Origin of the sequence: Proteus genomosp. 4 str. ATCC 51469, assembly GCF_003144375.1 — a bacterium.
Taxonomy (GTDB): Bacteria; Pseudomonadota; Gammaproteobacteria; order Enterobacterales; family Enterobacteriaceae; genus Proteus.
This window is the reverse complement of sequence record NZ_PENV01000001.1, coordinates 419,541-444,272: the sequence shown is the minus strand read 5'-3', so window position 1 is coordinate 444,272 and position 24,732 is coordinate 419,541. Positions and strand designations below refer to the sequence as shown.

General features: G+C 35.4%; 17 protein-coding genes. 7 read left to right on the top strand and 10 right to left on the bottom strand.

Features of this window, described 5'->3' with window-relative positions; all coding sequences use genetic code 11:
- Positions 1-449 precede the first annotated feature (449 nt).
- The 8 genes from DK866_RS01980 to DK866_RS01945 all read right to left on the bottom strand — a co-directional run bounded on the left by DK866_RS01980 (position 450) and on the right by DK866_RS01945 (position 14,266).
- Entirely contained in the window at positions 450-3,500 is a 3,051-nt protein-coding gene (locus DK866_RS01980) for a chondroitinase family polysaccharide lyase (RefSeq protein WP_109407511.1), read from the bottom strand.
- A 54-nt stretch (positions 3,501-3,554) separates the two neighbouring features.
- Entirely contained in the window at positions 3,555-6,620 is a 3,066-nt protein-coding gene (locus tag DK866_RS01975) for a chondroitinase family polysaccharide lyase (protein WP_109407510.1), read from the bottom strand.
- 12 nt (positions 6,621-6,632) lie between these two features.
- Positions 6,633-8,798, bottom strand: a complete 2,166-nt coding sequence (locus DK866_RS01970; RefSeq protein WP_109407509.1) for an autotransporter outer membrane beta-barrel domain-containing protein — start codon at positions 8,796-8,798, stop codon at positions 6,633-6,635.
- A 36-nt stretch (positions 8,799-8,834) separates the two neighbouring features.
- Positions 8,835-9,719 carry an OmpG porin family protein gene (locus DK866_RS01965; RefSeq protein ID WP_109407508.1) on the bottom strand — a complete coding sequence of 295 codons (885 nt, stop codon included), beginning with the start codon at positions 9,717-9,719 and terminating at the stop codon, positions 8,835-8,837.
- Positions 9,720-9,864: 145 nt separating this feature from the next.
- Complete coding sequence (locus DK866_RS01960) at positions 9,865-11,424, bottom strand: sulfatase-like hydrolase/transferase (RefSeq protein WP_109407507.1); 1,560 nt, start codon at positions 11,422-11,424, stop codon at positions 9,865-9,867.
- A gap of 326 nt (positions 11,425-11,750) precedes the next feature.
- Positions 11,751-12,242, bottom strand: a complete 492-nt coding sequence (locus tag DK866_RS01955) for an N-acetyltransferase (RefSeq protein ID WP_109407506.1) — start codon at positions 12,240-12,242, stop codon at positions 11,751-11,753.
- 238 nt (positions 12,243-12,480) lie between these two features.
- Positions 12,481-13,230 (bottom strand): hemagglutinin, encoded by a 750-nt coding sequence (locus tag DK866_RS01950; RefSeq protein ID WP_109407505.1) that lies wholly within the window; start codon positions 13,228-13,230, stop codon positions 12,481-12,483.
- Between the two features lie 208 nt (positions 13,231-13,438).
- The gene (locus DK866_RS01945; RefSeq protein WP_109407504.1) at positions 13,439-14,266 is read right to left on the bottom strand and encodes a MurR/RpiR family transcriptional regulator; all 828 of its coding nucleotides are present in this window, start codon (positions 14,264-14,266) and stop codon (positions 13,439-13,441) included.
- 494 nt (positions 14,267-14,760) lie between these two features.
- Here DK866_RS01945 and DK866_RS01940 point away from each other — a divergent pair, with 494 nt between their 5' ends.
- The 6 genes from DK866_RS01940 (at position 14,761) to tehB (ending at position 19,899) form a co-directional block, all read left to right on the top strand.
- Complete coding sequence (locus DK866_RS01940; RefSeq protein WP_109407503.1) at positions 14,761-14,961, top strand: hypothetical protein; 201 nt, start codon at positions 14,761-14,763, stop codon at positions 14,959-14,961.
- 320 nt (positions 14,962-15,281) lie between these two features.
- Positions 15,282-15,836, top strand: coding sequence for a cytochrome b (locus DK866_RS01935; RefSeq protein WP_109407502.1), 555 nt, complete (start codon positions 15,282-15,284; stop codon positions 15,834-15,836).
- Positions 15,837-15,869: 33 nt separating this feature from the next.
- Positions 15,870-16,448: a YceI family protein gene (locus DK866_RS01930; protein ID WP_109407501.1), complete on the top strand. Its 579-nt coding sequence runs from the start codon at positions 15,870-15,872 to the stop codon at positions 16,446-16,448.
- A gap of 237 nt (positions 16,449-16,685) precedes the next feature.
- The gene (locus DK866_RS01925; protein ID WP_109407500.1) at positions 16,686-17,771 is read left to right on the top strand and encodes a linear amide C-N hydrolase; all 1,086 of its coding nucleotides are present in this window, start codon (positions 16,686-16,688) and stop codon (positions 17,769-17,771) included.
- A gap of 79 nt (positions 17,772-17,850) precedes the next feature.
- On the top strand, positions 17,851-18,966 hold the full coding sequence (locus tag DK866_RS01920; protein WP_244179637.1) for an NAD-binding protein: 1,116 nt from the start codon (positions 17,851-17,853) through the stop codon (positions 18,964-18,966).
- Between the two features lie 78 nt (positions 18,967-19,044).
- Positions 19,045-19,899: an SAM-dependent methyltransferase TehB gene (gene tehB, locus DK866_RS01915; protein ID WP_109407498.1), complete on the top strand. Its 855-nt coding sequence runs from the start codon at positions 19,045-19,047 to the stop codon at positions 19,897-19,899.
- Positions 19,900-19,968: 69 nt separating this feature from the next.
- Here tehB and clcA read toward each other — a convergent pair whose 3' ends face one another.
- A complete protein-coding gene (gene clcA / locus DK866_RS01910) occupies positions 19,969-21,390 on the bottom strand; it encodes a H(+)/Cl(-) exchange transporter ClcA (RefSeq protein WP_109407497.1) in 1,422 nt (473 codons plus the stop codon).
- 196 nt (positions 21,391-21,586) lie between these two features.
- On the opposite strand from clcA, the gene DK866_RS01905 reads away from it, so the two are divergent.
- Positions 21,587-22,993: an alanine/glycine:cation symporter family protein gene (locus tag DK866_RS01905; RefSeq protein WP_109407496.1), complete on the top strand. Its 1,407-nt coding sequence runs from the start codon at positions 21,587-21,589 to the stop codon at positions 22,991-22,993.
- 186 nt (positions 22,994-23,179) lie between these two features.
- Here the strand turns inward: DK866_RS01905 and DK866_RS01900 are convergent, their stop codons facing one another.
- Positions 23,180-24,661, bottom strand: coding sequence for an aldehyde dehydrogenase family protein (locus DK866_RS01900; RefSeq protein ID WP_109407495.1), 1,482 nt, complete (start codon positions 24,659-24,661; stop codon positions 23,180-23,182).
- Between the last annotated feature and the right edge of the window lie 71 nt (positions 24,662-24,732).

Sequence of the window (24,732 nt, the reverse complement as noted above, 5' to 3'; positions counted from 1 at the left end):
TTAATATAAAGTAAAAGCTATATTAACCTGAATAATTAAATATCCATTATTTGGTATGAGTAAATAAGATATTTACGCTCTAATAATACGTGAGTTGGTAATATCATCGTCACGATCACTAGTCCGATTAAAGAATATTTTTTCATTTCCTCTTGCACTCCGATAAAAATGGAGGCAGAATCAAATTGTCTGTTTTTGAGTCCGCCTCGGTTAATATGAATATATTATCCGGGGCTTTTCTCTTTCTGGTGCTTGCGATATGCTTGAACCAGATTGATCCAAGCACCCGCGCAGAGAATAATAAATTATTTAAATGAGACAACACATTTATTATTAATAATAAAGTTATCGATTTCTTCTGGTTATTTTAAATAACTAATTAATTCGTTAATATCTTTTAATAATAAAAGAGTCTCGATGTTTCATATCGAGACTCTTTAGTTTAAATTTTATGAATTATACTTAACTAGATTAATAACAATAGGTGATGCCTGTATTGTTGTTGTCGAAATAAGAGTGTTGTTATTGTGATGCTTAATAATAACACCGGCTTGAGGTGTTGCTAATTTCCATATTCCTTTTACGGTAATAGTGCTGTTTATTGGTTGAGATTCTGCTGTAAGCCAATCTCGAGAATAAACACTGACCTCAATTTGATCACCTTTATCATCAATTTGATCTTTTTCTATACCTTGATATAAATTTAAATCAGGGTTAACAATACTTAATGTTAATTGCTGATTTTGTGTTTTAGCCATGACCATAACCGGTGCATCACTGGATAATAATGTTGCATTCGCTGAATCTAACTGGGTGGCTTCAAAAAAAGCATATCCCTCCTCTTGGGTTAATTTATCTTTTACCGCATGAAGTTGATTATTATGTTGTAATACTGTGTATTCGGGGGATTTATTATCTTGAGATTCAATCGCTATCGCATACTCATAAGTTGCATTACTAGGCGCGTTACCATGAGAAATAACGGCTGTTGCAAATAATTGTTCTGTTGGTTCTGAATTTCTGTCATCAAGCGAATGTTGTTTTTGATAACTAAATTTTACAGTTTGTCCTTTTGTGAGCTTATATAAGTTTCCAGCAGGATCAATTAAAGTATCTGCATTATTTAAGGTTAATTGAGTATCTAATTGATTCACCTTTTTACCATTAATTATCACTGACTGTAATTTAGGAACGGCAAACTGGAATAGCGTTGTTTCGGTTGTATGTTGTTTATCGTTATTTTCAATACCAGAGCCTAAAGCGATAACTCTATTATCAAATAAGAAATAGGATTTATTAGCTCTTAAGCTTTGTTGTTGATATTTACTGTGACCATGTAATTTCATGGCAAACATACTGTTATTATTAAGTGTATTTGCACCAGAGTAACTTTCTGTTGAAAGCAACATTTCTTCAATACCGGCAGCAGGTAATTGACTAAGTTTTGCTTCAAGTTCGTTATAGGGAAGATGAATAGTTGTTGTACCTGGATATCTATTCCAATCCCATCCAGCATGACTAAACCCTGATTGAGTTAAATCAGCTGGAATAATTTCTAATTGTCCATATTGTAAATAACGACCATAACGGTTGTTATTTTCATAGCTTTCATTACCAACAAGATAACGGCTAAAACCACGCGCTATGGCGAGCCAGCTTTGTTGCGGTGATTGAGTCGATGCTCTTCGTTGTATTGCCATTGATGCATAATTCATTGCCCATGCACCAACCGGTTCACTTTCAGCTTTAATATCTTCAAAATGCGTTTTGTTGTCTAATTTTGCATAAGCGGCGGATAATGTGGTATCTAACTTTTGTTTACCATCTGGTGTTCCTGCTAATGCCATCCATTTAAATGGAGCGATCCCTATTTTATGCAATCCTGTTGGGTGACGACCACTTAATACCACAGGAATTTGTGCCTCTTTGGTGTAGATCCGCATTTTTAACAAAACATCTTTTAAACGTTCATGTGCTGAAGTAGTTAAGCGAAAAGGTGAATCACTTAACGCATAAATACTGGGCGCTAAACCACCAAATGCGTCTTTCGCATAAGCAGGGTAATGTTGTGAATGATGAAAAATAGAACCGTCAGATTTGAAACCGCCAGCAACACCTTTTGAGCTTAGTATCGTTTTACTTAACCAATTTTGCAGTTGTGCTAAGGCTTGTTGACGTTGCTGATAATCAGGTAGCATCAATAAACTTTTTATCATCCATTGCAATTGAGTATTGAGAATATCGACATTTGCATCAACGATTTCATTATCTTTTTCAAAAATTCGTCCTGTAGCGTTGTACCACATCATGGCCTGTTGAGTGGGCGCTAGAAGGTTATTTTTTGCGAGAATATGACGGCCAATAAACCATGCGTCAAAAAGTTCTCTGGTTTGATAACCAACATGAGTAATAATTTGATAACCACTACCACGTGTAAAACCTTGTTCGAGAACGTAACGAGTGCCTAATAAATAACGATCTTCTAATTTTTGCCTATCAGTCGTTGATAATGAATTACTACGCAAATAAATAGCAGTTTGAAGAAGCGTTTTACCTACATCTCTTAGCATATTGGTATCAAGTAATGCTTTTTTAGTCTCCTCACTAAATACACCTTCGACTTTCATAAAATTCTGTCGGTTAGGGTGATCAAGTGCTCTTCCTGTTATTGATCCATCAGTGTGTTGCGTTAATCCTAATTTTTCCCAAAGTGCTAAATTTTTATTGAGCATGTCAGAGGTGATTTTTTTATCACTATCAATTCCCTGATAATGCTCAAAACGCTGATAAATCGAAGTCATTTCTATTTGATCATCGCGAAATTCAGTATCGAAGTTTAAAGTAGGGTAATGAGCTTGAAACATTTGATCGTACATCAATAACGCACTCCAGTTTTTACTAACCATCGTGTTTACTGCGTTATTTACATAAGGTGTTTGATAGTCAGGAACTGCCCAACGATTGTCTAACGGTACGCTCATCATTATTTGATCAAAAAAGAGTGTTCCGGCTTGGTTTGGGGCGGTGATCACCAATTGTTCAAATTGACCTGTTGCAGAGCCTTGCATATCACGAAAAGGAACAGCAATACCTCGCCATCCCGTAAAATTAAGTTCAGCATTAAAACTTAGTGCAATTTTATTATTTTGTTTAAATGCGAACGTTAATGGGAAAGATTGAGGTTTTTCATTATAAATCCACATCATAAAAGTGAGTGGAGTTGCTGTATTTTTATCATCTTGGTAATTAACAATATTATTTAGCGTTAATGTTGCTTGTGGTTGATATTGCCATTTTAGTGATTTTTCACCGTCTTTAGCATGCTGTGTGCTTAGCGATAATTGATTATTATTTGAAGTAATAAGAGTATTAGGTAGTTCATTTTCAAAAAGATAAATATCGCCGAAAGTTTCATGAGATAGAGAGGGTAATGCTTGTGCGGGTAATGATAAACAGAGGCTTAATGTAACCGCGTGGGCTAAAGGGTTTTTTATTAGCATAATCAGATTTCCTGCAAATAAAAAAGGAACGCAAGAGCGTTCCTTTTAATTAAATCAAGGGAGTGGTGAGAGTTTGATTTCTTGTGGAATACCAAAGTAGCTGGTAAAAGTCAGTTCAGTGTTATCACCTGAAACACTATATTTTACTTTGCTATTTTTATCAGCAGATTGCCATTTACCATTAATCGTGACATTGATGATGACAGGAGTTGCTGCTTTTTGGCGAGTCATATTTAAATCAGGTGTAACAGCACTGACAATAAGAGTATCTTTTTGTCGATGAGTCATCACAATCGCGGGTTTATCAACTTTTTTGATCCATTTATCTTCAATTGAAGCAGACTGATAAAAGGCATATCCCGTTACATTACTGAGTTTATCGAGAATAATATGAACGTCTTTATCCTTACTAAGAACCTGATATAACCCATTATTTTCACGAAATTTTTGTGCTATTTCTCCCATTCTTTCAGGAGTAGCATCTAAAAAGACCATATACTCATAGTTGGAATCTTTAGGTTGAACACTGTGATCAATCAATGCCGAGCTAAAGTTTCCTTCTGTTGGTTGGCGATTTTTATTTTCAGCCGAAGTCTGGTGTTGACGGCTAATATTTACTTTTTCAGCTTGCGTAATTAAATAGCCATTACCGTTGCTATCAATTAACCAATCACCTTGTTTAAGTGTTGCTTGATAAGGAAAGGTCTCAACTTTTTGTCCATTAACCCAAATGGTATTTAATGTTGGTGTTATAGCATGTTGAAATAAAGTCGTTTCAACATTTTTATTTTTATCACTACTATTTATATTGCTACCAATAAAAATTAAGTGATTATCAACGGCTAATACACTCTTTTTCGCAGTGAAATTAGGATCAAAACGTTCAAGGTTGGTAGGATAAATAAGATCGAATGCCATCATCCCATATTTACCATCAAGGGCAGATGTTCCGCTAAATCCACGCTCGCCACGTTGCATTAATGTATGAGGTTTAGGGCTATCTAACTCTTTAAGAGAAAGATGAATAGTGGTTGCTCCTGGCATCCTATTCCAATCCCAACCTTCTTGCTGATAGCCCTGTGAAAGCTGCGAACCATTACTCACTATTTGAGCGACACCATGACTTTGATAACGACCATAACGGTTATCTTTATTATAAATTTCAGATGACCAAACATTGGTATTATAAGCTTTCAGTGTCACCATTTTATCTTGCCAACGATGAATACCAAAAGCCCCGCCATTAAAGGCATAGAAACCTTGAGGCAACGCTGCTGGTGCAATAGTTTCTCCAAAAATAGCCTTCGATTCATTTTGTGTTTTATCACTTATTGCAAGATAAATAGACGCGAGAGTTTTATCTGGAGACGGTTTTGCAGACATGGCAAGCCAGTAGTAACCTTGAGCGACTGATTTTAACGAAGGTGAGTTAAAAGGGTGCCTTCCAGCAAGAGGTAATCCAACTTCTGGATTACTGTAGATCCACGCTGAAATCATCGCTTTTTTTAGGTTATTCCAACCACTTTCACCTACTGAAAATGGGGTACCACGTAGTAAATAAATAAGTTGAGAGGCATTTTTAAAAGCTGGGAAAGAGTAGCCTGGATAGTTGCCTTCATGTCGCCACGCAGTACCGTCAGGGCGTAAACCATCTTTACCACCCGGCGGTACTTGAGTTAATGCGCCAGTGATGTAATGGCTGAAGGTATTAACTAAGTTGATACGTTTTTGATCATCAGGCTCTAGTAGTAATAAGGCTAAGTGTTGACGAGATAGGGTATTGAAATAGTCTAAGTCGGAGCTATCTGCACCCACTTTCATATCAAAACTACTTTTAAACTCTCGTGAATACCACAACAATGAATCATAAACTTGAGTTTGTAAGTTTGCCTCTTTTAGTGCATCAGACATTAGTAATGTGGAAATATACCACCAACGAGAACTATACCCCCAGTGATGGGTTGTGACTAATGCACTTCCTTTAACAAAGCCTTGATCTAATAAGTGTTTTGTCATTAATAAGTACATCTGCTTTAGTTGAGCTTTTTGTGAGGGATCTTTTTCCAGCACATAAGCCCGACTAATATTAAACATCAATGTTGTGTAATTACCTAAAATGACATAATTATCAAATAGTTGTTTATCTTGAGGGTTGAGATTTTCAGGTTGGTAAATAATAGTTTGTTTGTCTGTGATCAGGTGTCGCCCTTGTATTGTGCCATTCTCTAAAGCGTGAATATTAAGAGCATCAAAATCACTTTTTAACTTACCAATATTTTCTTCTAGTGCGAGATTTGTCTCTTTTTCGCCACCAACAAACTCATTTATCAAACGTTGGCGAATAAGATCAATTGCAGCTAGATTTTCAGGTGTCACCGGTAACTGAGGTTGTACGTTATGAAATTGGATCTCAGGCTCTGATAAGCGTGTTTTAACTTGATAATCAGACCATTGATAGCGAGCATCATCGATAGAAAACATAATGCGATCGATATAGATTTCACCCTGATTTACATTAGAAGGGGCTTTAAATCGAATGCTATCGACATTAGCACCTAAAGAGCGACCAATGCTGTCTTGCGTACCATCAGAAGAGGTATTCATTGCATTTAAGGTCATCTCTCGATTTTCAAGATCGTTATTTAAAGAGATCCCAACAGCACGCCAGCCAGTGAAATTTAATTTTACTTTAAAACCCGCTTGCGCTTCGCTCGTTGAATTCAGCTTCTCTCCAAAATCGATAGTAAGATAGCCATCAATGGGTTTTTCATTATAAAGCCAAAATGATAAAACAGGTGTTGATGCTCGTCCCCATGCTTTAGACGCTTCTTTATCTGTTGGGACAATAAGTTTTTTATGCAAAGTAAAACTACTGCCACCTTTCCATTTCCACAAAAGGGATTGGTTTCCCATAATGCTACGTTTATCAGATAACGTCAGTGTTGAGTTTTTATCTGATGAAAAGTCCTCTAATGGGTTACTTTGCGCAAAGTGATAGATTTCTGACTGCATCAGATTTTTAGGATCAAATGCAGGATTGCTGGTAGCTGCAAGCGCGTTATAAGGGGCTGATAATAACCCCAATGTCATTGCAAGTGCAGTAAAACGAAATATCGGCATTATTTTTTCTCCTTAGAAACGCTGGCTAAAAGTGAAACCAATGCGTCCTTCATTAAATTTGTCATAACGCTGATAGCCCATCGTTGTGCCTAAATTTAATGATTGAGTGATATCGAGATTGGCACCTAATTCCGCACTAATAATGTCACCACCAACAGTATTTCCTTTAATATCAAAGGTATCTCCTCCAGTATTAAAATAAGTCAGACTGTGGCGTTGATTAATATTATTGTCACCTGCGATATCTTTGAAATAACGAAGATTAAGGGATGGGGTTAATTTTCCATAAGCAGTTTGATAGCTATTCCATAAAGCAACAGAGCCGCCTAATTGATTAACAGCATATCGTTGGCCATAAGTACGCATAGATAAGACAGAGCCTGTTTCTTCCCAAGAATCAATATTGAGCCATTGATATTGGTAAGTCAGCATCGGTTTAATATGGATGAAATCAAAATCAAAATGAGTTCCTGCATTAATCTGATAACCTAATTGCACACCAGAATAATCACCTTTTGCTTTGGTATTTCCTTCCCATCCAGTATTACCACCAATATCTCGTTCGCTATCGACAGTGTAATAACCAATATTTAAATTACCGTTTAGGAATAATGTGTCACTATACCAACCGGTGTAAGGCATAAATTCAAAATGGTTAATTTCTTTACTTGCGTTACGTTGTTTGGCGTCAGCCTTTGCGTAGTTATAAGCAAAAGAAACACCAATAAGAGCATCTTGATTAATTTCATAATCAGTACCGATTTGAATACCAGTACGATAAGTGTTGTAACCGTTAATTCCACCTTGATTGCTTTGTGTGCCATAACCATACAGTAAATTGGCCCAACTATTCCAGCCAGCTTCTCTTTCTTCAATTGGCAATTGGTTATCATAGCGTAAATAGCGATGTGCGATATTATTGCGCATATCTTCAACCATGATTAATCCCGCTTGAATATCACTGCCATCAGCAATAGGGGCTAAATCATTTGATAATGCAGCAATATTATTATCGTCATTTCCAGCTGCAACTAATAAACTCAAAGCCTCATCTGAAATTTGACTACGGGTATTATTAAATTCATTTAAAACAGTTGGAATAATAAAACTAGCTGCTGTTAATCCATTTTCATTGACGCCACCACGTTCAGCAGCACTAATAAAGTTATTACCACCTTCATAGCTAATGCCATAACGTGCAACTAATTGATTACCGCTAACACCACCACTAATATTAGGCGGTGTAGTTTCTAACCATGAATCTGTTTTTTCTAATAACGGAGATACATCTGGTGCAATGGCATTGGCGTCAGTAACCGTAATTCCAGCTTCATCTTTAATCGCTGAATTGGAAGAAATCAAAAAAATATCTTTATTTATAATGTTATCGACACTGGTGCCTCTAAAATCTAATTTGGCTTGGCTGCCTTTTTTAAAAGTGACATCACCGTCAACATGAAGAATGGTTTCATCAGTATTGGTATTATCATCAAGACGGAAAATTAACTGGCTATTTTCCTTATTCATGAAATTACCTTCCCAATGAATCGTTTTATCTTTTCCTTGGATAGTTAAATTGCCATGGTTTTCAATTAATGGAACACCTGTGATTTGATATCCATCAAATAAGGCGTTTTGAGCCCCACCTTGATATGCAAAGTTTATTTTAGTATCTGCGTGACCATTTCCTAATATATCGCCGTGGATCTCACCATTTACATCACTTCTAAAACCTGTTTTTAGTGTTCTAAAATCAATGGCTGCGGTTTTTCCACGAATAATGGCACCGTCTCTTACATAAACGCCAGTACCTCGTTTAGGAAAATCGCCTTCAACCAAGATGGCTGTGCCATTTTCACTAGTCACATTAGCGCCATTTAGATTGATATTACTGCTAAAAGAAGCACCTTGATTTATCTTAAGGCCACTTGCGCCATCACCAGTAACAGTAATGTTTTTTGTGATTGCTTGAGCTTTATATTCTGTTGATGAGCCATTAAATACAACACCATCACCTTGAGAAACCGTGACATCTTTATTTATTTGAGCCGTATTACCGTCATTAACATTAACCGTTTCACAGATATTTAAAGTAGGATCACATTCTGTCGCCCATGCTGAACCATAAATAGCTGATAAAATAGCAGCGCTCAAAAATAACAATTTTTTATTTTTCACAATATAACTCCATGAACAATTATATGATTTTAATTATTAGAATGTTGCTCGGAATGAAACTTTGAAATAATCCTGAGTCGATTTACTACCATCATTTTTATTTTCAACTCGTTCATTATAATATTCCGTCATGACACGCCATTGAGGTGATATTTGATAAGCCATTTGTAGGGTATAACGTGTCATATCTTTTTCGATATAAACGCCTTTATTTGTTCTATCTTCTATTTTTCCAAAAATAGATTTACGCATTGATGGAGAAACTATTAATCCTATTGGTGTTGTCCAGTTCACATACATACGTAATTGTTGATTATGGTTTGTTTCTTTTGTGTCGTATTCTTCATGTCGTATTGCTTGCTTACCACCATCAAAATAAGCAACAGTAGTATTAATATTAGGGGTAACAAAATAACGTAGACCAGGTTCAATTTCCCAGCCTAAATAATCCGTATTTGTGACACCATTGCTACGTTTGTCTTCTTTCTTTTGTAAGCCAAATAAAACACTACCTGTTAAAACCCAATCTTTATTAATTGGAAATTGGTAATTGGTTTTTGATTCATAAAAATCAATAGTTAAACGACTGCCGTTATCATAATTAGTGAGATCTTGGCGGATTTTTAAACCTGGTTGTATCCAACCATTGTTTAATTTAAAACGATAACTACCTTGTAAATCATAACGTTGGTAGCGGTTTTTATTATCATGTTCACGTTGGCGAAAGCCAACATCGAAATACCAGTTAGATTTTTCTGGATTAATATTAAAATCAACACGATAACCAGCATAGTTATTGGGTGTGTCGTAATCTGCTGTTTCCCAAGAAAACATGGCGTTGACATTAGCTGCCTGAGAATGAAAAGAAGTTAAACCTAAGCCAAGAAGAGGTAAGAAAAGAGCAATACGAAATTTGTTCATGGTATATATCCAATTCTTTATTCGCTTTTATTAATGTCAATTTTTAGGTGTAGGACGTCTTTCCTTTTATTCTATTAAAAGGATTTTTATATAAGCGAATTGGGTTTATATATAGCGCCATAAAATAATGGCGCAGATATTTTTATTATTTTTCTTTACATGTTGATATTGTTTTATTTAATTTATTGGTTGTTGCCGTAATAAATTCAGAGGCGCGCCAAGAATCTCCTGTTTTTTCCAACCAAGGGGTTAATTCTTCTTTAATTAATTTCTCAATTAAAGGCATATTGTCTTTGGCAATATTTTTCATTTGATAGGGATCATTTACATTGTCATATAAGGTATATTTCAATGGATGACCATCTTGTCTATCGATAACCAGTGTATGAGTTTTGGTTCTGACACCTCGTTTACCAAATGAAGGTTCTCCATAAGGAATAAAAAGATAAAGCTGCGAGTTTGCTGTGTCGCCTTTGCCTGTGACCACTCGGTCTGAAAGATCACTGCCTTCGACAGAATCAGGTATCCATTCGGATAAGCCAAGTAGCCCTAAGATAGTTGGGTAAATATCAGGCGCTGACATTAGTGCGTCATCAGATCCTGGTTTGATTTTACCCGGTAAACGAAACATCATAGGAACACGCATGGATTCTTCATAAGGGTTATTTTTTGTTGCCTGCCCATTTGACCCTAAGCAACTACCATGATCAGAGAAGAAAACAACAAGAGTATTATCTGCAAGGCCTTGTTTTTCTAATTCATCGACGATACGACCAAATTGCTCATCAACACCGTTGACCATTGCCATATATTCTTTGAAATATTGAGGTCCATAGCCTTCTTGGTATTCACTTTCCCATTGTACGTTCGGGCGAGTGTTGAGCTCTTTAGACGTTTTACCTTGATAAGCATCGAGATATTTCTTCGGTACTTGGTCATAAGGCGAATGCGGTGGATTCATTGAAACCACTAATGCAAATGGTTTTGAATTATCCCTAAATTGATTGTTTTCATTTTTGAGGAACTTGATTGCCATGTCAGCTTCATGTTCAGGCCCCCATTGATCAATGTAAATTGGTTTATCACGAGGGGTATCGTTTGCCCAATACATTGGTTTTAAATGTAAATCGTAGGTGCCATAAGAATACCAAAAATCAAAACCATGGCGTCTATCTGGTGCTGCCCATTCATTCCAATAACGACCTTCCATTGGATTGTTGTAACTTTCAATAAATGGTTCGTAAGGTGCGTCAAGGTGCCATTTGCCAATATAGCCAGTGCTGTAATCGAGTGATTTTAAAACGTCAGACCAGCATTTTGCGTAAGGAGATAAATCAATACCTACTTTGCCACCATAATCATGTGCATTTCCTGTAATGCCATTGCGAACAGGGTATTGCCCAGTCATAAACATGCCGCGGAAAGGAGAGCAAAGAGGGTAATTTGAAGCCATTTGTGTCATTACTTTGGCTTGCTTCGCAAATTTATTCAGATTTGGTGTAATTGAGGGATCTTCTCCCATAAACTGTAATGCGTGTGCCCGCATTTCATCAGGAAAAACAATTAATAGATTAGGGGCGTTTTCCGGACGAGATCGCGTGTTAGAGGCTGTGCTTCCTGAATTAGCAATAACAGGGGTAGAAACAGTCATTGCTGCTCCGCTGGCTGCAAGCCCTTTTATAAAAGTTCTGCGGGAAACAGTCATTGCTTCCTCCTATTTTACGTTTACTTTCGAATTGGTGTCTTTTATCTTATTTATACTTTTACATAAGATCAAAAAGTAAGTTAACGAAAGATCAAGAATTGAAAGGGAGATCACAGAATGGTGTCAAATTGTAAGCAATTTGACAGCTAAAATAGGAGTTGGAATATTGTTAAGAATAGATTAACTTTTTATAAAACAATATAATTAATTGATTTTAAATGATATCTGTTGTTTTGTGATGATGGTTGCAAAAATACCTTAAAGTTTCATTTTTTAGCTAGAAAGTTGGATAACAGAAAGTGTAAGTCTTTTTCTTTCGTTTGTTTTCATTGTCCCTTTATGACCCACCAAGATGTTCCTTTAAACTCAATGCTTTTAACTATCTCCATGCCTAACTTTTGGTGAGCTTTTAGAGATCGAATATTATCACCATTAACAAATGCAATAGGATGTCCACCATATAAAGCGCAAATATGTTGGTAAAGATCGCTTAATAGTGATTTTCCTCGATGTGATTTATCAATACAGACTGGACCATAAAACCAATTATTTTGTGTTATCTCTGGAAAGCGTCGATTAATTTCTTGAGCAATAGGCGGAATTGAGCATGATGTGACAGGGAAGCTGAAAACAACCGCAACGATATTTTCTTGATTAAGTGCAACAATAGTATTTGTACTACTTTGATACATTGCCTCAACTTTGTTTTGGGGATATTCACCATATAATCCGCCTTGTTGAGATTCTGAATTTGACTGTAATAATGTTGCCACTGAACTGATATCTTTAGATGTCATTTTTCGAAATATATAATCCATTTTTTATTCCTTTTTATGCTAAATTATAATCTTAGTATATAAAAAATATTTTATAATACAAAAATATATTAATAATTCTAAAGATAAATTTATTAATTTAAGTACGGTTATTTAATTTTGACTATCTAAAAAAATCTCTTTTTGAAAGAAATGTAATAAAAAGCAGTAATAGAATATATTTATTACTGCTTAATTAATAACATGATTTTTATTTTTTATTTATAGAAAATAGGCGTAATTAGAAACCATAGGCTAAACCACCGCCGATAATGATTTCTTGTTCACTATTTATTGACGAATTTAATCTAAATGCAATGTCGTTATTAGGTTTATATTGTATGCCTCCGGCAAAAGCCGTACCAGTTCGATAATTACTAATACCAATTCCCCCACTTAAGGTGTGATGGCTAAGATAAGGAATATTCGTCATTGCAACAGATGAGGCAATACCTGCAAATACTTTCTTTTCTAATGCGATGATTTTTTTATCTAAATTTGCAACCGAGTCTGTGATTTCAGCTTGTCTTTTCCTGTAATATTGATCAAACGTATTAACATGAGTTTTGAGATCATTAATATCTGTACTCATACTTCTTTTTAGCTGATTGATGGCGTTATTTGTTGTTATTCTATTTTTATCTACCATTTTTTTAGTCTGGATAAGATTGACGGCATCTGTATTATTTTTACCATCACTAATATTAACTAATCGAGATGTATGGTTCTTTTCAGTGTTACCAAATGAAACCGTATTTTCTTCTGTGGCTAATGCATTATGACCAATAGCAACAGAGTGTGTATTTTTAGCTTGGCTATTGACACCTATGGCAATTGAACCATTACCTGAAGCATTACTATTATCACCTAATGAAACACCAGGGATGTTAACGATAATAGGTATTTCTTCTTTTCCTTTTGTTGAGTCTACATTTGAATAAGAAAATGAAGGAAATAATATAAAGAATAAAAACAACTTTTTAAATAACATTTAATTTAACCCTTTGAAAGGAATTTTTGGCGTAAATCAATGCTAAATGATTGTTTTTTTCATCACAAATAAAACATTCTGGAATTACTCTTAAAAATAGTTTTAAATAAAATTATATGTTTTTTAATGTATTATTAATTATTTTTAAAATATTTTATTTAATAAAAAACTGCATTTTTATTAAAATGCAGTTTTGGATAAATGTTAACTAATGTTTTTTCCTAAAGGCAAAAGCAACAGAAATCGCTTGTAGCAAACACATTGTTGATGTTTGAGAGCGAAAGGTTTTTATTTGAGCTTCTTTTACCGTTAAACAAACGTCACTCAAACTCGCCAATGGGCTAATGGGACTGTCTGTAACAATAATTTGTTTAGCTTCTTTATATGTTGCCATCTCACACATTTTTTGCATTTCATCTGAGTATGGATGGAAATGAATGCCAAAAAGCACATCCCGATGTGTAATATTTCTCAATTGCTCTTTGTACATTCCTCCTAAGCTGTTTACAAAGACAGTTTCACAAGGAATGTGCGAGAGCGCATGAAAAAAATAACTCGCAGCACTGAATGAGTGATGAAATCCACAAATATAAATTGTTTCAGCATATTCGAGTAATTGTAATGTTTTATTTAACATTTCTCTGTGAGTCTGATTTGCCAATTGTTGCAATGAATGGCTATTTGCTTGTGCAAATTCTTGCAAAATATAGGCAGGCTCATTCAGATTAGGTGGTTCCTCTTTATATTTCTGTTTATAAGTTAAATTTTCATTTTCATTTACCATTTCATTCATCAAGTGATGTTGAAATAATTGTTTCATTTCATTAAAACCATTGAAATGAAACGCATTGGCAAAACGAATTAATGTCGATGGAGGAACATTTGCTTTATCTGCAAGGATTGCAATTGTATCAAATGCCACACTGTTTTTATTATCAAGTAGATAATGTGCAACCTGCTGTAGCCTTTTACTTAATCCATTATAGCGGGAGCGAACTTGTTCCTGTAGTTCATTCAGATTTGTTGCAGTAGACATAGTGCCCTCAATAAAAATACTGCTGTAATTGTAGTGTTTTTTGAGTCGAAATTGAATGTTTTTAGCTAATAGCAATTAAAATGAAATATAGAGTTAATTCAAAGTAAATGAATAAACTAAAGGTAATTATTTGATGTTTAAAACTCTATTTTATTTATTTTTTATTAGTTTTATTATCACTTATCGAAATTAATTTTCTTTATTTGAAATTAAATGAAATTATTATTTCATTTTGTTAAGGTTGGGATAATAACAATATCGTTTCTATTTATTCGATTTTGTTTTATTTAACCTATTTCATTTTATATTATTGTTAATTTAACTTAGAATAATATTTTTTATTATTGATGTTGTTGTAAATTGAAGGTTGAAGTATTTTAATATCTTTGTGCGCAATGATTGATATTTATAATACAACACTTGTTTTATTTGTTAATGATAGTAATTTATCACTATCTTAATTTAAATATACTTATGTTGGTTGAAATTTTTATATGCAAAACGATCATTCGTGGATTAATTTATTAATGCACTATTTTCATGATCACTACTCAGAAATGATGCCTGTTATTTTTTTTGTATGTATTGTAGGTATTATTTTTGGTGTTGTACGTGAAATGCGTTGGTTATCTGTTTTTTTTACTGTACCTTTAATTATCATTGTATTTTGTTTAATTAGTTCTAATTTAGGATAAGTAAATATATAATTGTTATGAAGGCTGAACAATAGTTGTATAAATCTTATTTTTAGGCATTGTTTTTCTCTTATATTTTCTTCTGTTATTGAGTGTTATAAATCAGCAATGTGTTTATTCTATTTTGCCCATAAGCGATGATTTCAACAATACTATTGATTAGATAATCAACTAAGTGACTAATAAGAGCTTGTTACTTATTGATTATTATTGATAAAGATAAGCAAATTATTTGTTGAATTATGGACTAACATTTTATTCCCAATACACTAAACTAGATAACATTATTTTAATGAATTAGAAACTATTGGGTTTTTATTATGCAATGGCGAAATAACACTTCTCGCTACGGGCACTTGTCACTCCTTTTGCATTGGGGGTCAGCACTTACTGTTTACGGTATGTTTGCTTTAGGATTATGGATGGTGACGCTAGGTTATTATGATAGTTGGTATCATTCGGCACCTGAAATACATAAAAGTATCGGTATTCTTTTATTTATTATTCTGATAGTACGTGTGATATGGCGTTGGATATCGCCACCACCAAAAGCATTAGCAAGCTACAGTAAATTTACTCGTATTAGTGCCCATATCGCACACATGCTCTTATATTTAATTTTATTTTCCATTCTCATTAGCGGTTATTTAATTTCCACTGCTGATGGTCAAGCGATATCTGTATTTGAATGGTTCTCTGTGCCCGCTATTTTTACAGGGGAAGCCGAACAAGCAGATTTAGCAGGTGATATTCATCTTTATTTAGCATGGTCAGTTGTTTTGTTATCACTATTACATATGGCTGGTGCCTTAAAACATCATTTTATTGATAAAGATGTAACGTTAAAACGCATGCTAGGAATGCGAACTAAATAATTAAATTTATAAAACAAAATTATGGAGATAGCCATGTTTAAGAAAGCTTTATTGGGTTTAACCGCAGGTGCGTTGTTATTTAATGCGAGCACTGCTTTAGCAGCTGATTATGCTATTGATAAACAAGGTCAGCACGCATTTGTACAGTTTCGTATCCAACATTTAGGCTATAGCTGGTTATATGGCACATTTAAAGATTTTGATGGTACTTTTAGTTATGACAAAGAAGATCCATCAAAAGATAAAGTTGATGTTGTGATCAAAACTGGAAGCTTAGACACAAATCATGCTGAACGTGATAAACATTTACGCAGTGCTGATTTCTTTAATGTGAGCAAATATCCTGAAGCACGATTTGTATCAACCAACGTTACCCGTGAAGGTGAAAACTATGTAGTGGTTGGTGATTTAACATTAAATGGTGTGACTAAGCCAGTATCATTAAATGCAAAATTAATTGGCGAAGGGACTGATCCTTGGAAAGGTTACCGTGCTGGTTTTGAAGCAACAGGTAAAGTAAACCTAAAAGAGTTTAATATTAAATCAGATTTAGGGCCAAAATCACAAGAAGCTGAACTAATTATCTCAGTTGAAGGTGTAAAAAAAGCGTAATTAAATGCTTTCTGTAGGGCAATAAAGCCTCTTATCACCTAGATAATTTATAAACCGATACCTTAGCGTATCGGTTTTTTTATGCGCAATTAAGGTGAGTTGTTTTATACTTAGGCAATAGTTCTTATTTTTTCATACAGTTAATAAAAGTCTATTTATTAGCTAATCTATTTTATGTAAGGATAAAAAAAGAAAAATTTTCGCCATCTCATCCATTCATTTAACGGGAAAGAGTCAATAATGAAAAAATTACGTCATACTTTTTTGGGTACTCTGCTTATTTCTGCTTTTTTTACAGCAGGAGTGTCAGAGGTTGATGCGTGTACTCGGCTTGTCTATTTAGGTGATAATAATCAAGTTATTACAGCTCGTTCCATGGATTGGAAATACGATATTGGAACCAATTTATGGATATTTCCACAAGGTATGCAACGTTCAGGAGAGGCGGGTGATAATTCAATTAAATGGACATCTAAATATGGAAGTGTTGTTGCATCCGGTTATGATATTTCAACAACAGATGGTATGAATGAAAAGGGATTGGTTGCTAATTTATTATGGTTGGCAGAATCAGATTACCCAGCTTATACCAAAGAAAAACCAGCTATTTCGATTTCAGCATGGGCTCAGTATGTGCTAGATAATTTTGCTACCGTAGAAGAAGCCGTGACAGCATTAGAAAGTGAACCTTTTATTGTTTTAACGGATAAAGTGCCAGGACAGGATAGAATGGCAACGTTACATCTTTCTCTTTCGGATGCTACAGGTGATAGTGCCATTATTGAATATATCAACGGCAAACAAGTAATTCATCACAGCAAAGAGTATCAAGTGATGACGAACTCGCCTATTTTTTCAGAGCAGTTAGCATTAAATAGTTATTGGCAACAAATTGGCGGAACCGTGATGTTACCAGGAACAAATCGTGCATCTGATCGTTTTGCCAGAGCTTCTTTTTATGTGAATGCTATTCCTAAGGCTCAATCGAGTAAAAAATCGCTTGCTAGTGTTTTTGGTGTGATCAGAAATGTTTCTGTTCCTTATGGATTAAGTACCGTTGAATCGCCTGAAATCTCATCTACACGCTGGAGAACGGTGGCTGATCATAAGAATCAATTATATTTTTTTGAATCAGCATTATCACCAAATACCTTTTGGGTTAATTTAAAGGAAATTGATTTTTCAAAGGAAAGCGGGAAAGTCATGGTGCTATCATTAGGTGAAGAGCAATCAATCATTTATTCAGCTAATGCAACAAGCCATTTTAAACCAGCAGAGCCTTTTAAATTTCAAGGATTAGATAATATTCCTTTAAATAACTAGTCGAGTATTCACGATACCTAATATGAAATTATCCGTAATACTAAATGTGATAGAGACATCTAAAGTGACAAGAAAGATGATGTCTTTATTACTTATCTTAAATGGTATATTTATCATTTATTCAATTTTGTTGTCCCGTGGTATTTATCTGGATTGGGAAATACACGGTTTTTCTGCATGGCTTAAATCATTGGGTGTATTAAAGCTTCTTGATATACCTAAAGTGATGTTAGCTTGTGCGTTGATCTTGCTTTCAATATTTATGTATTTAGGTGCAAGGATCGCATGGTGTGTCTCTATTATTTTATTAGCTACCATTGTTTTTCTTGATGTTGCGGTTTACCAGCAAATTGGTTTTCAGGCTTACTTTTCTTTTGCTTTGGTGGTTGGATTATTAATCAGTTGGCGAGCCTTTCCACATCATAGTTTAACTAGTGCTGGCTTTGTGGCTTTTATCTGTATCCTTTCTTTGCTGTTATTCTCAATGTTAGGAAGCCTTTATATTGGGAATGAGTTCAGGCCTCATATTACAACATTGATGGATGCATTTTATTTTTCTATTGTCTGTATGACGACATTGGGATTTGGCGATATTGTGCCAATTAGTACAAATGCACGTATTTTTACACTAACTGTTGTGATCTTGGGAATAACCGTTTTTACCACATCCATTGTTTATGTCATGGGATTTCTTGCTCGAGGGACTCGTGAGATTGTTAAGAAAAGGATCGCTAAAATGCATAATCATTTTATTATTATTGGATCTTCGGCACTGGCATCACAATTAGAAAAGGGATTAAGAGAGCAGGGAAAACCAGTTATTGCGATTTGTACTGATAAAAGTAAAGCTGTTTATGATGCACAAGCAAATATTATTGAAGGTGATCCGACTAACCTTAAAACACTTGAATCCGCTAATATTTCGAAAGCCAGCTGGGTAGCAACTTTATCTGAAAGTGACGCTGAAAATACCTTTATCCTACTCACTATCCAAGAATGTTCTAATGTCGATGCCAAGTTAATTACCATTATTAATCAGGATGAAAATAGAGATAAAATTAGTCGATTACGTCCTGATATGTTGTTTTCTTTAGCGTCGTTAGGTAAAGAAATTATGATGAAGGTATTATGTGGTGAATCTATTTCTTCATCAGATGTGACAGATCTGCTTTTAAACAAATATTTAAAATCATAATTTTGTTCAAACTATCTTTACGAACGATAATGATTACCATAAGATGTATTTAAAATGCATCTTAATTGAGGTTGGATTATGGAACTTGTTAGTTATAAAACAATGCCAGAGTGGACACGAACATCAATTCCTTTGGCGTTATTAGAACGCCACAATACAAAGGAAGGCACTTATGCTCAAATGCGAGTCCTGCAAGGTAATATGACATTTGTTGTATTTAATGATGATGGTTCACAAATTTCGGTGGATTGTGATACGGAAAATCAACCCCCATTAATCCAGCCTCAACAATGGCATAAGATTGATAAAGCGAGCGATGATGTACGTTGTCAGCTTTCATTTTTATGTGCGCCAGAAGATAAACTTTTTAAAGAAAATGACTTATCATTACCACATTCTGAAGTTCGTTACATGGCAACATTGACTCAACCTTGCAAGGTTTTGGATTTAGGTGCAGGGCGTGGGCGCAATAGCTTCTATTTAGCGTCTCAAGGGTATGATGTCACCGCATTAGATATTAATGTTTCTCATATTGATGCAATTGAATCCGTTAAAGCTAAAACGGGTTTGGCAGTAAAAAGCGGTTTATACGATATAAATGAAGCTTCACTGACTGAAAAATATGACATCATTATTTCAACCGTTGTATTGATGTTCTGTCAACGTGAACGCATCGAAAGCATTATTAAAAATATGCAAGAATGTACCAATAATAATGGTATTAATGTGATTGTTTGTCCGGTTGAAACAGCAAATAGTGATCCTGCTGAAATTCCTTTTAAAACCTTTTTACGCCAAGGTGAATTAGCTGATTACTATAAAGACTGGGAAATTATTAAATATAATGAAAACCCTGGGCATTTACATAAAACAGATGCCAATGGTAATCGTATTGCTTTGAATTTTGCGACGTTAATTGCCCGTAAAAAATAATTCAGGCCATATCATTTATTTTGAAATACCCCATTTTATGGGGTATTTTTTTATCTGTTAGAGCCTGTTTTATTGTTGTGGTGATTTATCACTTTTAACGTCATCAGCTTGGTCTGTTTGTTCTTTTGTTTCAGACTTTTGTAAGATGCGCTCTAATAAAACAGTATAAATAGGACGACCACCTAATAGCTGAGCCAACATTGTCGCTCCTAAACAGGTGATTATCATTGGAAGGATAAGCTGATAATTATCTGTCATTTCTAAGACTAAAACTATTCCTGTCAGTGGTGCTCTTACGGTTGCGGCAAATAAAGCGCCCATACCGGCAATGGCAAAAGTACCGATTTGAATTTGATAATCAGGGAAAAGTAATGTTGCCATTAATCCGAATGCACTACCAAACAGAGTACCTAATGCGAGAGTGGGAGCAAATATGCCACCAGGAGCACCTGAGGCAAAACTGATAATAGATGTGATAGTTCGTAAAATAAAGAAAAGTAACAGTGCAATAAGAGAATATTGTCCGGTACTGAGTGCTGGAATAATGCTAAATCCACCCCCCGTAATTTCAGGAATAATTAGTGCCAATAGGCCACAAAGCCCACCAATAATACCGCCGGTTAAAACAAAACGTGAAGTTTTATCTTGGTAAAAATGTTGGAATTGAGTTTGAACATAAAAAAGCAATTTACTGAAAATGACACCAATAACGCCGAATAACATACCTAAGACTAAATATAACCAAAGCGTATTAAGTGGGGCTGATGAAAATTTACCGATATGAATAACACCGCCTTCACCATTAAATAGGCGAAAGACAATGCATGACATAATTACTCCAATAAAAACCGCTTTAATTGAAATCAGGCTGTATTTAAATTGAGGGCGCATCTCTTCAATAATAAACAAAATACCCGCAAGAGGTGCATTGAAAGCTGCGGTTAATCCGGCAGCGGCGCCGGTTGCTAATAATGTGTGACGTGATTCTTTATCTTTTAAGCGAGAAATATCATTTACTAATTGACCAATATTGGCACCCAATTGAACCGTTGGGCCTTCACGACCTAATACCATGCCTGAGCCCAATGTTCCAATACTGGCAATAAATTTTACTGGTAATACTCGCCACCAACGAACAGGGCGAATATCTATCATTGCACCTTCAATTTCAGGGATACCAGATCCCCTTGATTCAGGTGAGAATTTTTTCACTAAATAGTAACCAAGCATGGCTAAAATAGAGGAAAAGAGCAATGTAATAATCGCTAGAACATAAGGGTTGGTGAAGGTTTTGACGAGTTCTTCTTGCCTGAAGTTTATTACCCAGCTCACGCTTTTTTCAAATAAAACACCCACAAATCCAGCAAGCGAACCGACTATGGCAGACAGTAGCAGGACTTTCAGTGGCGCAAGATTGGTTTCTTGTGCTTTTCTGAATAAATTAAAACGTCGTTCATTTTGGCTATTTTGGATAGATTTACGGTTATGCATAACTTTGATTTATGTATTGTAACAATGAACATAATGATAGCGTAATTTTGTATTGAAGTGATATTTCTCACATAACGTAATCAATTTTAGAGTTAGTCGTTTTTTTTTCTAGCATATTTTCACTTTTTCATCTTTAGTGTAATTGATAACAAAAAATACATATTTATATAACATTTTGGACGAGAAAGGGTAATTTATGGATTTCATCACGAATATATTAAGCGCTATAAATGGCGTGGTGTGGGGAGTACCGATGCTTGTCGGTATTCTTGGTATTGGTCTTTTTATGCAGTTTCGGCTCGGTTTCTTACCTATTCGAAAATTAGGTACAGGATTTAAGCTTCTATTTGAAAAAAATGATAAAAGAGGCGAAGGACAAATATCGCCCTTTAATGCACTAATGACGGCCCTTTCAGCAACTATCGGAACAGGTAATATCGCTGGTGTTGCAACGGCAGTTGTATTAGGTGGCCCAGGTGCTTTGTTTTGGATGTGGATGACGGCATTAGTGGGGATGGCAACAAAGTATTCTGAGGCTGTACTAGCGGTACGTTTTCGTGAAGTTGATAAATACGGGAACTATGTTGGTGGCCCAATGTATTACATCAAAAATGGTTTGGGTAAAAATTGGGTTTGGTTAGGTACTGTTTTTGCTATTTTTGGTAGTTTTGCTGGTTTCGGTATTGGTAACACGGTGCAAGCTAACTCAGTCGCAGATGTATTACAAAGTAATTTTGGCATTTCAACTACCATTACAGCCATTGTGTTAGTTGTCTTAGTTGGCGCGGTACTCATTGGTGGGATTAAACGTATTGCCGATGTTGCGGGTAAATTAGTTCCTATTATGACTGTCGGTTATTTTGGTGCTGGTATTGTTGTTTTAGCGCTAAACGTGACAGCTATTCCTGATGCTATTGTCCTTATTGTTAAATCAGCATTTACCCCAGTTGCTGCTCAAGGTGGGTTTGCTGGTGCTGCCGTTTGGGCCGCGATCCGTTTTGGTGTAGCTCGTGGTGTTTTCTCTAACGAAGCGGGATTGGGTAGTGCGCCTATAGCACACGCAACAGCAAAAACACAAAATCCTGTTCGCCAAGGTTTGATTGCGATGTTGGGGACATTTATTGATACCATTATCGTTTGTTCTGTTACAGGATTAACCATCGTTATTACAGGACAATGGCTAACAGGACAAAGTGGAGCGACATTAACTGCAGCATCATTCTCTATCGCTATTCCGGGTGGTAACTATATTGTGGCCATTGCTTTAGCTATTTTTGCATTTACGACTATTTTAGGTTGGAGTTTTTACGGTGAGAAATGTGTGCAATATCTTTTTGGGCCTAAAGCTATTATGCCATTTCGTATTGCATGGTTGATTGCATTACCGGTAGGAGCGACACAATCATTAGAGTTTGTATGGTTATTAGCCGATACACTTAATGCAATGATGGCTATTCCTAACTTAATTGCATTAGCCTTATTGAGCCCAGTAGTTTATCGCTTAACAAAAGATCATATAAAAGATGTTAATGCTGACAATATCGGGTTAGATTTAGATAAAGAAACTCATTCAGTGAACAAAAAAGAAGCCGAAGCAGAGTAACTCGTTCTTACTTATTGGCTAAAAAAACACAACAAAAAACCGTATGCATTTAGAGTTTGGCATACGGTTTTTTATGGTGGTAACTTAAAGTGTGAGAAATTACAGATAATAAAAAGCCTTCTGGGGAGAAGGCGAAGAGATGAGTATAGATATTATATTTATAAGAATTTAGAAAAGAGAGAAATCTTATTCTTTCATACTGATGAAGATGTTTTTCACTTGGCTATAAGCATCTAACATCATTTTATGTGTTTCACGTCCTAAACCTGATTTCTTGTAACCCCCAAATGGTGCGTGAGCTGGGAGTTCATGATAAGTGTTAACCCACATACGACCTGTTCTTACTGCTTTTGCAACACGCAAGGCACGGTTAATATCTTGAGTCCAAACACCACCACCGAGTCCATATTCTGAATCATTTGCCATTTCGATCACTTCATCTTCATTATCGAATGGAATAACACATAATACCGGCCCAAAAATTTCTTCTCGTGCAACGCGCATTTGGTTAGTTGCGTTGATGATGATAGTAGGGCGAACAAAGAATCCATCATCGTAACCTTCACCCGTAATACGTTCACCACCAGTTAAAACAGTAGCACCTTCTTTTTTTGCGAGCTCAACGTAGCCTAAGATAGTATCCATTTGATCTTGGCTAACTTGTGTACCCATTTGTGTATTAGGATCGAGTGGATCACCGACACGAATACTCTCAAACTCAGTTTTTAATGCTTTCAAAAAGTCATCATGAATATCTTTGTGCAAGAACAGACGTGAACCTGATTCACAAGCTTGTCCTTGGTTCATCAATATTGCCAATGCTGAATATTTGACCGCTTTTTTCATATTTGCATCAGGGAAAACAATATTGGCTGATTTTCCGCCTAACTCCAGTGTTGCTGGAACCATTTTTTTCGCGGCAGCTTCTGCTACGGTATAACCCACATTGGTAGAACCTGTAAACGCCAGTTTATCAATATCTTGGTGTTCTAAAATAGCTTGTCCTACAACAGATCCACGTCCCGTAACAATATTAATTACACCAGCTGGTAATATTTCATTTAAAATACGACCTAGCTCTAATAATGAAAGGGAAGTCAGTGTTGCTGGGTTAATTACGACAGTATCACCCGCGGCAATTGCTGGCGCCAATTTCCATGCTGCCATTAATAATGGGAAGTTCCATGGAATAATTTGTCCAACTACGCCAATGGGTTCACGAATAACAAGGCTAATGGTATTTTCGTCTAGGACGGCACTTTCATCGGTATGAGAGCGTATCACGCCTGCAAAATATCGAAAATGGTCAATAGAGGCAGGTAAATCTATGTTTTTCGACTCATTGAGTGGCTTACCATTATCTAATGATTCAATCCAAGCAAAGCGTTCTTGTTCTTGCTCTAAGCGATCTGCGATTTTTAATAAGAGTGCTTGGCGCTCTGCTGGAGATGTTTTACTCCATGTTTTGAATGCCTTACGTGCGGCAGTGACTGCACGATCAACGTCTTCGGCACTTCCTGATTGGTATTCACTTAATAATTCACCAGTTGCAGGGCTATAGGTTTTAGTTGTTTTTTGCGATGTGCTAGTTACCCATTCTCCTCCAATTAGCATTTTGTAGCTTTCTAGAGGACGAAATTCTGATGGAACATTATTTAATTTAATCATTTTTAATCTCCAATGTAGGGGTGAGCATCATTTAAACTTATAGTTTCATTTCGTAATACTCGTGCTAATAA

Excerpts from the sequence above, each read along its gene's own strand:
- DK866_RS01965 (WP_109407508.1), bottom strand. The coding sequence starts at position 9,719 with ATGAACAAATTTCGTATTGCTCTTTTCTTACCTCTTCTTGGCTTAGGT.
- tehB (WP_109407498.1), top strand. The coding sequence starts at position 19,045 with ATGGAACTTGTTAGTTATAAAACAATGCCAGAGTGGACACGAACATCA.
- DK866_RS01930 (WP_109407501.1), top strand. The coding sequence starts at position 15,870 with ATGTTTAAGAAAGCTTTATTGGGTTTAACCGCAGGTGCGTTGTTATTT.
- DK866_RS01900 (WP_109407495.1), bottom strand. The coding sequence starts at position 24,661 with ATGATTAAATTAAATAATGTTCCATCAGAATTTCGTCCTCTAGAAAGC.
- DK866_RS01935 (WP_109407502.1), top strand. The coding sequence starts at position 15,282 with ATGCAATGGCGAAATAACACTTCTCGCTACGGGCACTTGTCACTCCTT.
- DK866_RS01920 (WP_244179637.1), top strand. The coding sequence starts at position 17,851 with ATGTCTTTATTACTTATCTTAAATGGTATATTTATCATTTATTCAATT.
- DK866_RS01975 (WP_109407510.1), bottom strand. The coding sequence starts at position 6,620 with ATGCCGATATTTCGTTTTACTGCACTTGCAATGACATTGGGGTTATTA.
- DK866_RS01945 (WP_109407504.1), bottom strand. The coding sequence starts at position 14,266 with ATGTCTACTGCAACAAATCTGAATGAACTACAGGAACAAGTTCGCTCC.
- DK866_RS01980 (WP_109407511.1), bottom strand. The coding sequence starts at position 3,500 with ATGCTAATAAAAAACCCTTTAGCCCACGCGGTTACATTAAGCCTCTGT.
- DK866_RS01955 (WP_109407506.1), bottom strand. The coding sequence starts at position 12,242 with ATGGATTATATATTTCGAAAAATGACATCTAAAGATATCAGTTCAGTG.
- DK866_RS01905 (WP_109407496.1), top strand. The coding sequence starts at position 21,587 with ATGGATTTCATCACGAATATATTAAGCGCTATAAATGGCGTGGTGTGG.
- DK866_RS01950 (WP_109407505.1), bottom strand. The coding sequence starts at position 13,230 with ATGTTATTTAAAAAGTTGTTTTTATTCTTTATATTATTTCCTTCATTT.
- DK866_RS01940 (WP_109407503.1), top strand. The coding sequence starts at position 14,761 with ATGCAAAACGATCATTCGTGGATTAATTTATTAATGCACTATTTTCAT.
- DK866_RS01960 (WP_109407507.1), bottom strand. The coding sequence starts at position 11,424 with ATGACTGTTTCCCGCAGAACTTTTATAAAAGGGCTTGCAGCCAGCGGA.
- clcA (WP_109407497.1), bottom strand. The coding sequence starts at position 21,390 with ATGCATAACCGTAAATCTATCCAAAATAGCCAAAATGAACGACGTTTT.